This window comes from Cupriavidus pinatubonensis, from assembly GCF_019602855.1.
GTDB classification, from domain to species: Bacteria; Pseudomonadota; Gammaproteobacteria; order Burkholderiales; family Burkholderiaceae; genus Cupriavidus; species Cupriavidus pinatubonensis.
Window position 1 is genome coordinate 441,929 of the sequence record NZ_CP080767.1, and the last position, 12,315, is coordinate 454,243.

Here is a 12,315-nt window from a genome sequence, read left to right on the forward strand (position 1 = left end):
CGTGGCTCCTTCAGTCCAGCGTGCGGCGGTAGAAGCGCACCGCGATCGCCATCACCACCACGATGAACAGGGCCATCGGCCACACATTGGGCCACAGCTCGGTCCAGCCGTTGCCTTTGAGCAGGATGCCGCGAATCATGCGGTGGAAGTAAGTCATCGGCAGGATGTTGCCGATGCCCTGCGCCCACCCCGGCATGCCCGCGAACGGGAACATGAAGCCGGACAGCAGGATGTTGGGCAGGAAGTAGAAGAACGTGAGCTGCATCGCCTGCAACTGGTTTTGCGCGAGCGACGACAGCGTGATGCCCACCGTCAGGTTGGCCGCGATGAACAGCAGCGCCGCCAGGTACACCGCGATGACGGAGCCGAAGAACGGCACCTGGAACACCCAGCGCGCGGCGAGCAGCACGATGGTCGACTGGATCAGGCCGATGAAGATGTACGGCACGATCTTGCCGGTCATGACCTCGATCGGCTTCACTGGCGTGGCGAGCAGGTTTTCCATGGTGCCGCGCTCGCGTTCGCGCGTCATCGCCAGGCCCGTCATCATCACCATCGTCATCGACAGGATTACGCCCATCAGCCCGGGGATGATGTTGTACTGCGTGATGCCCTCAGGGTTGTAGAGCCGCTGCACCTGCACGTCGAACGGCGCCTTGCCGCCGGCCAGCGGGGCAAGCGCCCCTTTCATGTCGACACGCGCCACGGTGAACGGCAGCTGTGCGAGCGCGGCGATGGCGGCGCCGGTCGCGGACGGGTCCGTCGCGTCCGCCTCCACCAGCAGCGCGGGCCGTTCGCCACGCAACAGCTTGCGCGTGAAATCGGGCGGGATGCTGACCACGAACTGCACGTTGCCTTTCATCAGCGCCTCGCGCCCGGCGTCTTCGTCCGGCAGCGTGCCGACCATCTTGAAGTAGGTCGAGTGCTCCATGCTGGCCAGGAACGAGCGCGTGAATTCGCTCTGGTCCGCGGCGATCACGGCGGTCGGCAGGTGCCGCGGATCAGTGTTGATGGCAAAGCCGAACAGCAGCAGCTGCATGATCGGCAGGCCCACGATCATGCCGAACGTGACACGGTCGCGCCGCAACTGGAGGAACTCCTTGAGCACGATGCTCCACCACCGGTCGAAGGAGAAGCTGAATCGTCCGTTGCGTTTCATGGCTTCCCCTTATGCGGCTTGCGGCCGGCGCCGGCGTTCATGTTGTCCTCCGCACGGCTCATCATGTGGATGAAGACATCTTCGAGACTGGTCTGGGTCGGCTCGACGCGCCTCTCCGGTCCGGCCACGCGCCGCAGCGTGTCTTCTAGTTGCGCAGCGTCGCGGCCGGTCACGTGCAGCGCGGTGCCGAACACCACGGTCTGCTCGACACCCGGCGCACCGTGCAATTGCTCCGACAGCGTGGCAAGGTCGTCGCCCTCGACGCTCCACGTGGTCAGGTGCTGGCTTTCCACGACTTCATCGGCAGTGCCCTGCGCGAGCAGCTTGCCGTAGGCGATATACGCAAGCTTGTGGCAGCGCTCGGCCTCGTCCATATAGTGCGTGCTGACCAGTACCGAGATGCCGCGCGCGGCCAGCAGGTGAAGCTGCTCCCAGAAGTCGCGCCGTGCCTTGGGGTCGACCCCGGCGGTCGGTTCGTCGAGCAGCAGCAGTTCGGGCTCGTGCAGCAGGCAGGCCGCGAGCGCGAGCCGTTGCTTCCAGCCGCCCGACAGCGATCCGGCAAGCTGCGCCGAACGCGTGGCGAGCCCGAGGTCTTCCAGCGCGCGGTCGACGGCCTCGCGCCGGTTCGGCATGCCGTAGACGCGCGCGACGAAGTCCAGGTTCTCGCGGATCGACAGGTCGTCCCAGTACGAGAACTTCTGCGTCATGTAGCCGACGCGGCGCTTGATCTCGTCCGATTCACGCAGGATGTCGAAGCCCAGGCACGTGCCCTCGCCGGAATCGGGCGTCAGCAGGCCGCACATCATGCGGATCGATGTGGTCTTGCCGCTGCCGTTCGGGCCCAGGAAGCCGAAGATTTCACCGCGCGCCACCTGCATGCTCAGGTCGTTGACCACGTGCTTGTCGCCGTAGCGCTTGTTGAGGCCGCGCACGTCGATGGCAAGGTCGCCGTTCTTGTGTGGGGGCGTACTGTGCTCGGGCGTGCCGCTCATGACTGGCTCACCTCCACGGGCTGGCCCGGGCGCAGCTTGGGCGCGTCGGCTTCGGTCGGGCGTGCCTCGATCAGGAACACGAGCTTGCGGCGCGTCTCGTTGCTGTAGATTACCGGCGGCGTGTATTCGGCTTCGTTCGAGACATAGGTGATGTTGGCCGCCACCGGCGCGGGACAGCCGTCGCAATGCACCTGCACCGACTGGCCGTTGCGCAGCGAGCCAACCACGGTTTCCGATACGTAGAAGCGCACCTTGACGTTGCCGGGCGGCAGCATGCGCACGACGGGGCTACCGGCCGGCACCCATTCGCCGAGCCGGTAGGGCGTGTCGTACACCAGCCCGGCCTGCGTGGCCGCAACCGCCTTGCGCGAGAGCTTCCATTCCGCCTGCGCCAGCGCGGCGCGCGCGGCTTCAACCTGCGCGGCCTGCGCCGCCTGCTGGGCGTCGCGGCCGGGCAGGCGCGCCACGTCGATGTCGCGCTGCAGTTCGCGCACGCGGGCCGCGTCGCTGTCGGCCGTGGCGCGCGATTCGTCGAGCTGTGCCTGCGAGATGCCGCCAATGTCGTACTGCTGCCGGTCACGCCGGAACTGCGCGGCGCTGCGTTGTGCGGCGGCTTGTGCCTGCGACAGTTGCGCACGGCTAACATCGACTTCGACCGGCCGCTTGCCGGTCTTCATGTCGGCAAGCTGTGCCTCGGCGACGCGCACTTGCTCGGCCGCCTGCTGGCGCGCCGCGCGCTCATCGTCGGATTCGAGCACGAACAGCGCCGTGCCCTTGCCGACCTGCTGCCCGCGCTGCACAGACAGGCTGTCCAGCCGCCCCGCGAATGGCGACGCCACGCTGACGAATTCGCCTTCCACATAGCCCTGCCACGCGGCGGACGTGTTCTGGCCGCAGCCAGACAGCGCGGCCAGCGGAAGCAGCAGGGCCAGCGCAAGCCGGAGGCGTTGCGTTGCGAAGAGATGGGTATCGGGCGGCAAGTTTCGTGCGTGCATGGCGGTTCTGGGCAAAACGTGAAGGCTGTGTCAGTCTGAGGCGCCGTCACGCGGCGCGGGAGCGGTGGGGGTCAGGCCCTGGGTGAGCAGCGTGCTGACGTGGCGGACCAGCGCCTCGGTATCGATTTGCTCGGCACCGGGCAGCCGCTGCCAGATGTGCGTGGTGGCCAGCGGCAGCAGCGTCAACCCGACCAGCGAGGGCATTACCAGCGTCGGCTCCAGACCGGGGTTGAGCTTGCCGCCCGCAATCGCCGCGGCCAGCGGCGCGCTCAGCGCGCCAGCCCGCTGCAACGCAAAGCGGTTCAGCACGCGTTCGCGCAGCAGGCCATCGACGCCCGCGACCTCGCGGATCCAGAGGCCGGGAAACCAAGGCGTCGCGGCGGCCACGCGGATCAGGCGGCTGGCTATGCCGACCAGCATCGCCACCGGGTCTTCAGGCGTGGCGGATGGCGTGAAGATCGCGTCGACAAGCTGCTGCAGCCGTTCTTCAACGATGGCGTCGAGCAATTGATCGCGGTCGCGGAAGTAGTAGTGCACCAGCGCCGGCGTCACGCCGGCGTGCTCGGCAATCGCGCGGATCGAAGTCGCCGCCACGCCATGGCGCGCGAACAGCTCGGTCGCGGCATCGAGCAACTGGTCGCGCTGCCCGGGGTTGCCCGCTGAAGGGCGCCCGGGACCCCGCCGTTCTGCACGCAGCTTGGTGGTCTTGCGCGGAGAAGGGCGGTCGGGTGGCATGGGGCGAATCAGGATCTCAACCAGCGAAAGCATTCCCTCGATGGATATTAATTTTCGAGTTAATTAATTCAAGACTTGTTACAACGTTGAACTTGCGGCACATGACTGCATTCGGAACAATTGCTGCGTCGCAGCAATCGGCGGTAGACATGTCATGTCGCCTTGGCTATGCTTCGACCGCCCACGGCCCGGCGTTCCGGCCGGCGCTAGCCGAATTTCCACCCATGCGTTTCCCATTCCCGGCCGCGATGCCGCGCCCGATCCTTTCCAGCTGTTTCGCTGCGATGCTGTCGCTGACAGCGTGCGCGCCGGCGCTGGCGCAGGACCTGGCGCCAGCGGCCAGAACGGATGTGATGGAGACCGAAAACCCGTTCGGCTTCCATGGTCAGGCCACCTATGTCTGGCAGCGCAAGCCCGCGTTCAACGCCGCCTATTCGGGGCCCAACAGCCTGGGCACGGATCGCGCGAAGGGTTATTCCTTCACGAGCACGCTGGACCTGGGTCTGCGCCTGTGGGACGGTGCGGAGTTCCACCTCAACCCGGAAGTGGCGCAAGGCGTCCCGTTCTCGGGGCTGCACGGCATGGCCGGCTTGACAAATGGCGAACTTGCCAAGGGCGCGAGCACGAACCCCGTCTTCTACCGTGCGCGCGCATTCATCCGGCAGACCTGGGGCCTTGGCGGAGACACGGAAAAGCTCGACGACGATTTCAACCAGTTCGCCCGAACCGTCGACAAGCGCCGCGTGGTACTGACCGCCGGCAACTTTGGCGTGCTCGACGTGTTCGACCAGAACGACTACGGTTCCGACCCGCGTACGCAGTTCATGAACTGGTCATTTCTGACCCATGGCGCGTGGGACTACGCGGCAGATTCACGCGGCTACACGTGGGGCGTGGCACTCGAATACATCGGCGACGACTGGTCCGCGCGCATCGGCCGCTTCCTGCAGCCGCTCGAGTCCAACGGGCTCGAACTCGACACGCGGATGTTCGAACACTACGGCGACGTGCTCGAACTCGAAAAGCGCTACAAGTTGTACGACCGGCCTGGCACGGCTCGCCTGCTGTTCTTCCGCAACAAGGCGCGCATGGGCGCGTTCAACGACGCGATCCGGTTCGGTCAGGCCAACAACATCACGCCCGATGTCGCGGACGTGCGGCAGGAACACGCCAAGGTCGGCGTGGGGCTGACGCTGTTGCAGCAGGTCAATGATTCGCTGGGGGTGTTCTTCCGGGCCAGCATGTCGGACGACAAGACCGAGACCTATGCCTTCACCGAGATCGGGCGGCAGGTTTCGTTCGGAGGGGTGTTGAACGGCAGCTCATGGGGCCGTGCGCGCGATGCGGTGGGCGTGGCGTTTGCAGTCAATATGCTGGGACAGAATCACCGGGCTTATCTTGCCGCTGGCGGGCAGGGCGCGTTTTTGGGTGATGGGACGCTGAACTATGCGCCTGAGCAGGTGTTCGAGATCTATTACAGCTTCCAGCCGTTCAAGTACCTGAGTATCAGCCCGGATTTCCAGTATGTGCGCAATCCTGGCTACAACGCCGACCGCGGGCCGGCGAAGTTCTACGGGATCCGGTTTCACGCCGAGTTTTGAGGGGTGTTGGCGCGAGCCACACACGCCAACACCATCCGGCACCTCAGATTCCCTTACTGCCTTGCGTTCCTGAGATTATCCGGCCAGGGCGTATTGAAGTTGGTGCGGAACGGATTGATATCCAGCCCGCCGCGTCGCGTGTAGCGCGCATAGACGGCAAGCTTCACCGGCTTGCACTCCCTCATCACGTCCATAAAGATCCGCTCCACGCACTGCTCATGGAATTCATTGTGATTGCGGAACGAGATCAGGTATTTCAGCAGCCCTTCCTGGTTGATCGGCGCGCCCACATAGCGAATCTGCACACTGCCCCAATCGGGCTGCCCGGTCACCAGGCAATTGGACTTCAGCAGGTGCGACACCAGCGTTTCCTCGACCGGTGATTCCTGCTGGTCAGCCTTCAGCAAGTCGGGTGCCGGCTCGTAGCGATCGACCTCGATGTCCAGCCGATCGAGCAGCAATCCCTCCAGCTCGCCCATCTTCTGCTTGCCCAGATCGGCTTCCGTCACCAGCCGCACCTGCACGGTGCCGCCGGTGGCTTCCGACAGATCATGGTGCAGCAGTTGTTGCAGCGCTTCAGGCGAGGCGATTTTTGTCTGGTTGAATGAGTTCAGGTACAGCTTGAACGACTTCGATTCGATGATGTTCGGCGTATCGGACGGGATGATGAACGTGGCCAGCGCGACCTGCGGCTTGCCGCGCATGTTGAGCCACGACACTTCATACGCATTCCAGATATCTACGCCGAAGAACGGCACGGGCTTGCCTGCGGGCAGGCCGATTTCCGTGCGCTTGGGCTGGCGCGCGATCGGGAACAGCAGCGTCGCGTCGTATTCCGTCTTGTAGGCCGAGGGCTTGCCCAGCGGCGAGTGTTCAGGAAGGCTCATGCTTGATTTCCGCGGTCGGAGAGGAACAGCTTGTAGACCGGGTTCTCGGTCTCGTCCCAGTGTACGTAACCCAGCGTCGAAAGGAATGCGCGGAAAGCGCGCTTTTCGTTCTTCGGCACCTGGATGCCGACCAGGATGTTGGACGTGTCGCCACCCTGGTTGCGGTAATGGAACAGGCTGATGTTCCAGTTCGGGCTCATGCTCGACAGGAACTTCATCAGCGCGCCCGGGCGCTCGGGGAATTCGAAGCGATACAGCAGTTCGTCGTGCGCGAGCGGCGAGACGCCGCCAACCATGTAGCGGATGTGCTGCTTGGCGAGTTCGTCGTTGGACAGGTCCAGCGTGTCGAAGCCATGGCGGCGGAAGTTCGCGGCGATCTTGTCGTTCTCGGCGCGGCTGGCGATCTGTACGCCGACGAAGATATGCGCGATGTTCCGGTCGGCAATGCGGTAGTTGAATTCAGTGACGCTGCGCGTGCCCACCAGTTCGCAGAAGCGCTTGAAGCTGCCGCGCTCTTCGGGAATAGTGACGGCGAACACGCCTTCGCGTGCCTCGCCCACTTCGGCGCGCTCGGCGACGAAGCGCAGGCGGTCGAAGTTCATGTTGGCGCCGCAGGCGATCGCGACTAGATGCTCGCCCTTGAGCTTCTCGCGCTCGGCATACAGCTTGAGGCCGGCGACGGCCAGCGCGCCCGCGGGTTCAAGAATGCTGCGCGTGTCCTGGAACACATCCTTCACTCCCGCGCAGATCGCATCGGTGTCCACCAGCACGATCTCATCGACGAGTTCGCGCGTGATGCGGAATGTTTCCTTGCCGACCAGCTTCACCGCGGTGCCGTCAGAGAACAGGCCCACGTCCTTGAGTTCAATGCGCTTGCCCGCTTCGACCGAGCGCTTCATCGCGTCGGAATCCACGGTCTGCACGCCGATCACCTTGATCTCGGGGCGCACGGCCTTGATGTAAGACGCGATGCCTGAAATCAGCCCGCCGCCACCGATCGCGACGAAGATCGCGTGGATCGGGCCCGGATGCTGGCGCAGGATTTCCATTGCGATGGTGCCCTGGCCGGCGATCACTTCCGGATCGTCGAACGGGTGGATGAAGGTCAGCTTGTGCTTCTTCTCCAGGATTGCCGCATGGTTGTAGGCGTCGCTGTACGAATCGCCGTGCAGCACGATCTCCACCCACTTGCCGCCGCGCTCGCGCACCGCGTCGATCTTCACCTGCGGCGTGGTCACCGGCATGGCGATGATTGCGCGGCACTGCAGGCGCGCCGCGGACAGCGCCACGCCCTGCGCGTGGTTGCCGGCCGACGCCGCGATCACGCCGCGCCTGAGTTCTTCCTGCGTCAGCGACGCCATCTTGTTGTACGCGCCGCGCAGCTTGAACGAGAACACCGGCTGCGTGTCCTCGCGCTTGAACCACACCGAGTTGCCGGTGCGCGCCGACAGGTTGTGCGCAAAGGTCAGCTCGGTCTCCTGCGCCACGTCATACACTTTGGCGGTCAGGATCTTCCTGAGATAGTCGGGTTTGGAGGAGGCGGGCTTGCGGTTCATGTCTGCGGTTGGCGATGGGCCCTGGCGGCGCGACGCAGAACGACGCGGGGAAGGGCAAAAAGGGCGCAAAAAAGGCCGGAAATTTTGGCGGAAACCGCCAATGATAAAGGATCGGAACGCCGCACAAGGTCTGGAGCGACGACCCGTGCCCCGGCTGGAGTGGCGCCGCGAGCACTGCCACGCAGGGAATCGCACCAATGTGACGATCTGCGCCGTGTAGGACAGCGCCCGGTAGGCGCCCGCCGGAATCACATGTACGGTTTTACGCGATGCCCCCTTTACCGCTTATCGAACCCAATACCGCGCTGTTTCTCGACTTCGACGGTACGCTGGCCGATCTCGCCCCGCGGCCCGAGCTTGTGCAGGTAGAGCCCGAACTGGTCGGGACGCTGCGCAGGCTGTACGACCGTCTGGATGGCGCGCTCGCCATCGTATCCGGCCGACCGATCATTGAACTAGACCATTTCCTGCAGCCGCTGTTGCTGCCGGCCGCCGGCGTGCACGGTGCGGAACTCCGCACCGCCGGCGCGCAGATCGAGATGAAGCCCGCGCCCGGCCTGGAGCCGTTGATCCCGCCGCTTGAAGCACTTGTGCGCCGGCATCCCGGCCTGCGCCTCGAGCGCAAGTCCGTGGCCGTCGCCATCCACTATCGCGAAGCGCCCGAACTCGAAGGCCTGGTGCGCGCGGCCGTCACCGACGTGCTGCGCCATGCGAACGGGCTGGAGGGCATGCCCGGCAAGATGGTGGTGGAGATCAAGCCCGCCGGCATCAACAAGGGCGATGCGATCGCAGCTTTCATGAACATGCCGCCATTCGCTGGACGTGGCCCGCTCTTTGCGGGCGACGATGTGACTGACGAAGCAGGCTTCGCGGTCGTGCGCAAGCTCGGCGGGGTCGGCGTGCTGGTGGGCCAGCGCGAGACCATGGCTACGGTCAGCGTCACCGGGCCGGCCGCACTGCGCTGCTGGCTACACCGCTCAGCGCGCGCATTCGATGGCACACCGGCCCCGGACGAGCGGCCGGCGGTGTCCGATCCACAACGAGATCTTGAGGGGGATTCGCTGTGACATCCGCAAGCAACCCAAGCAGCCCATCGGAACTGGGCCAGCAGCCGTCCGAAGGCGTGCACAAGACGGTCGACGGCGGCGCGATTCATGCCACGCCATCGCTGTCTCTCGGCATGATTGGTAATTGCGCGTTCTCGGCGCTGGTCGACAGCCGCGGCCGCATCGTGTGGTCGTGCATGCCGCGCTTCGACGGCGATCCGGTCTTCAACGCGCTGCTCGACCCGAGCGAAAACGCTGGCCATTTCTCGATCGAGATTGAAGACTTCCAGTCTTCGAGCCAGTGGTACGAGCCCAATACCGCCGTGCTGCGCACGCGCGTGACGGACATCCATGGCAATTGCCTCGAGATCACCGACTTCGCGCCGCGCTTCTTCCGGCTCGGCCGCTATTTCCGTCCGATAACACTCGTGCGCCGCATCCGTCCGGTGCGCGGCGCGCCGCGCGTGCGCGTGGTGGTCGCGCCGCGCTTCGACTGGGGACGCAAGGTGCCCGAAGTCACGCGCGGCAGCAGCCATGTGCGCTTCATCGGCGACAATATGACGCTGCGCATGACCACCGATGCGCCGCTTGCGTACGTGCTGTCGCATACACCGTTCCTGGTCACGCGCAGCCACAACTTCATCCTGGGGCCCGACGAGACGCTCAATCACGGCGTCGAAGAAACCGCGCGCGACTTCGAGCAGGAGACCACGTCCTACTGGCGGCTGTGGAGCCGCCGGCTGGCAGTGCCGCGCGAATGGCAGGACGCGGTGATTCGCGCGGCCATCACGCTCAAGATGTCGCTGTACGAGGAAACCGGTGCGATCGTCGCCGCCATGACCACGAGCATCCCCGAAGCGCCCGGCAGCGGACGCAACTGGGACTACCGCTTCTGCTGGCTGCGTGATGCGTTCTTTGTGGTGCGCGCGCTCAATAGCCTGTCCGAGGTCGGCACGATGGAAGACTATCTGCGCTGGCTGTCCAATGTGGTCATGCAATCGCAGGACGGACATATCCAGCCGCTGTACGGCATCGGGCTCGAGCGCGAACTGCCAGAAAGCATCTTCGACCATCTGCCCGGTTATCGCGGCATGGGTCCGGTGCGCGTCGGCAACCAGGCGCAGGAGCACTTCCAGCACGACGTCTACGGCAATATCGTGCTGGGCGCCGCACAGGCGTTCCATGACCACCGGCTGCTGCATCGCGGCGGCCCGGCCGAATTCCGCCGGCTGGAAGAGGTGGGCGAGCAGGCCGTGAAAGTGTTCGGCACCCCCGACGCGGGCATGTGGGAGCTGCGTACGCGTGCCCGCGTGCATACGTCGTCGGCGCTGATGAGCTGGGCCGCTTGCGACCGCCTCGCGAAGGTTGCCGAGAAGCTCGCGCTGCAGTCGCGTGCCGAGTACTGGCAGGACCATGCGCAGCGCATGAAGGAACGCATCCTGGCCGAATCCTGGAACGAGTCGCGCCAGGCGTTCGCCGAAAGCTTCGGCGGCCGCGAACTCGATGCGAGCGTACTGCTGATGGCCGAGGTGAACTTTATCGAACCGCGCGACCCGCGCTTCATCTCCACGATCAAAGCGCTCGAAGACACGCTTTGCGACGGCCCCTACATGCGCCGCTACGAGGCCCCCGACGACTTCGGCAAGCCCGAGACCGCGTTCAACATCTGCACCTTCTGGCGCATCGACGCACTAGCACGCGTTGGCCGGCGCGATGAAGCGCGCGAGATCTTCGAGTCCATGCTCGCCGCGCGCAACCCGCTGGGCCTGTTGTCCGAAGACACCCACCCTGTTACGGGCGAGATGTGGGGCAATTTCCCGCAGACCTATTCGATGGTCGGGCTGATCAACGGCGCCACGCGCCTGTCGGCGCCTTGGGACAGCGTGATCTGAGCGGAACGGGACGGGGCATGACAAACACGATCAACCATCTATGCCAAGACTAGTAGCGGTATCCAACCGGGTTGCCGATCCGCGCAACGTTGCCGCGGGCGGCCTCGCCGTGGCCTTGTCCGAAGCGCTGCGCCAGACTGGCGGGATGTGGTTTGGCTGGAGCGGCAAGGCGCTGGAAACGAACCATGGCGGCACGCCTGGCGAAGGGGAGCTGCACTTGCAGCAAGCGGGCAATGTCACGCTGGCCACTGTGGACATGTGCCGCGAAGACCATGACGCCTACTACCTCGGCTACAGCAACGGTGTCCTGTGGCCCGCATTCCACTACCGGCTGGATCTGGCGGACTTCGACTCGAACTATCTCAACGGCTACCGTCGCGTGAACCAGCTGTTCGCGCGCAAGCTGGCGCCGCTGCTCAAGCCCGATGACATCATCTGGATCCACGACTACCACCTGATCCCGCTGGCAGCAGAACTGCGCGCCATCGGCTGCGGACAGCGCATCGGCTTCTTCCTGCATATCCCGCTGCCGCCACCGCTGATCCTGGCCGCCATCCCGCAGCATGACTGGCTCATGCGCGCGCTGTTCGCGTACGACCTCATCGGCTTCCAGAGCCACACCGACCTGGAGCATTTCTCGCGCTACGTGCAGAACGAAGCGTTCGCCGAGCCAATGGGCGAACACCGCTATCGCGCGTTCCATCGCACCGTACGTGCCGAGGCGTTCCCGATCGGCATCGATGTGGAGGAGTTTCGGGAACTCGGTCGGGGCGCTGAAGCACAGGAGACCTTCGAGATGATGCGCGCGCAGTACGCGAGCCGCAGGCTGCTGCTCGGCATCGACCGACTCGATTACTCCAAGGGCCTGCCGCAACGGCTCAAGGCCTTCTACCGGCTGCTGGCCGAGTATCCGGAGAACCGCATGAGCGCGACGCTGGTGCAGATCGCGGCGCCGTCGCGCGAATCGGTAGATGCCTATGCCGACCTGCGCAGCGAGATGGAACGGCTGAGCGGTGCCATCAACGGTGAATTCGGCGAGCTGGACTGGATGCCGGTGCGCTATATCCATCGCACCACGGCACGCAAGAGGCTGCCGGGCTTGTGCCGTGCGAGCCGCGTAGCGCTCGTGACACCGCTGCGCGATGGCATGAATCTCGTGGCGAAGGAATTCATCGCTGCGCAGGATCGTGAAGACCCTGGCGTGCTCGTGCTGTCGCGCTTTGCGGGCGCGGCCGAGCAGCTCAAGGAAGCGCTGCTGGTGAACCCCTACGACACGCACGCCACCGCGCAGGCGATCCAGCAGGCATTGCACATGCCGCTGGCCGAGCGGCAGGCGCGGCATGAGAAGCTGCTGGAGCGCATTCGTACGCAGGACGTGCACTGGTGGAGCCAGGAGTTTCTGCGCGCGCTGACGGAAACGGACGGCGGCTGAAGGCGCTGGGTTTTGCCTGC

10 protein-coding genes are annotated in these 12,315 nt (G+C 65.0%); 4 read left to right on the plus strand and 6 right to left on the minus strand.

Annotated features, from left to right (window positions below):
* Nucleotides 1–10: 10 nt before the first annotated feature.
* Genes K2O51_RS14520 through K2O51_RS14535 form a run of 4 tightly spaced genes read right to left on the minus strand, consistent with a single transcriptional unit; the run spans nt 11 to nt 3,881 of the window.
* Nucleotides 11–1,159, minus strand: a complete 1,149-nt coding sequence (locus K2O51_RS14520; RefSeq protein ID WP_140948966.1) for an ABC transporter permease — start codon at nt 1,157–1,159, stop codon at nt 11–13.
* The gene (locus tag K2O51_RS14525; RefSeq protein ID WP_220631269.1) at nt 1,156–2,151 is read right to left on the minus strand and encodes an ABC transporter ATP-binding protein; all 996 of its coding nucleotides are present in this window, start codon (nt 2,149–2,151) and stop codon (nt 1,156–1,158) included. The genes K2O51_RS14520 and K2O51_RS14525 overlap by 4 nt, the downstream gene beginning before the upstream one ends.
* Nucleotides 2,148–3,146, minus strand: a complete 999-nt coding sequence (locus K2O51_RS14530) for an HlyD family secretion protein (protein ID WP_011296599.1) — start codon at nt 3,144–3,146, stop codon at nt 2,148–2,150. Before K2O51_RS14530 ends, K2O51_RS14525 begins: the two co-directional genes overlap by 4 nt.
* A 30-nt stretch (nt 3,147–3,176) precedes the next feature.
* Complete coding sequence (locus tag K2O51_RS14535; protein WP_220631270.1) at nt 3,177–3,881, minus strand: TetR/AcrR family transcriptional regulator; 705 nt, start codon at nt 3,879–3,881, stop codon at nt 3,177–3,179.
* A gap of 224 nt (nt 3,882–4,105) precedes the next feature.
* On the opposite strand from K2O51_RS14535, the gene K2O51_RS14540 reads away from it, so the two are divergent.
* Entirely contained in the window at nt 4,106–5,482 is a 1,377-nt protein-coding gene (locus K2O51_RS14540) for a carbohydrate porin (protein ID WP_425332992.1), read from the plus strand.
* A gap of 53 nt (nt 5,483–5,535) precedes the next feature.
* Here K2O51_RS14540 and queF read toward each other — a convergent pair whose 3' ends face one another.
* Together queF and ilvA are read right to left on the minus strand one after the other, a co-directional pair.
* Nucleotides 5,536–6,369, minus strand: a complete 834-nt coding sequence (queF, locus tag K2O51_RS14545; RefSeq protein ID WP_011296602.1) for an NADPH-dependent 7-cyano-7-deazaguanine reductase QueF — start codon at nt 6,367–6,369, stop codon at nt 5,536–5,538.
* The gene (ilvA, locus tag K2O51_RS14550) at nt 6,366–7,925 is read right to left on the minus strand and encodes a threonine ammonia-lyase, biosynthetic (protein WP_011296603.1); all 1,560 of its coding nucleotides are present in this window, start codon (nt 7,923–7,925) and stop codon (nt 6,366–6,368) included. The genes queF and ilvA overlap by 4 nt, the downstream gene beginning before the upstream one ends.
* Nucleotides 7,926–8,194: 269 nt before the next feature.
* Here ilvA and otsB point away from each other — a divergent pair, with 269 nt between their 5' ends.
* From otsB to otsA, 3 genes are read left to right on the plus strand one after another with little or no spacing between them, the layout of a single operon-like run.
* Nucleotides 8,195–8,992, plus strand: a complete 798-nt coding sequence (gene otsB / locus K2O51_RS14555) for a trehalose-phosphatase (RefSeq protein WP_011296604.1) — start codon at nt 8,195–8,197, stop codon at nt 8,990–8,992.
* Between the two features lie 56 nt (nt 8,993–9,048).
* On the plus strand, nt 9,049–10,863 hold the full coding sequence (locus K2O51_RS14560; RefSeq protein ID WP_181184354.1) for a glycoside hydrolase family 15 protein: 1,815 nt from the start codon (nt 9,049–9,051) through the stop codon (nt 10,861–10,863).
* A 40-nt stretch (nt 10,864–10,903) separates the two neighbouring features.
* Nucleotides 10,904–12,295, plus strand: coding sequence for an alpha,alpha-trehalose-phosphate synthase (UDP-forming) (gene otsA, locus K2O51_RS14565; RefSeq protein ID WP_011296606.1), 1,392 nt, complete (start codon nt 10,904–10,906; stop codon nt 12,293–12,295).
* Nucleotides 12,296–12,315: the final 20 nt, after the last annotated feature.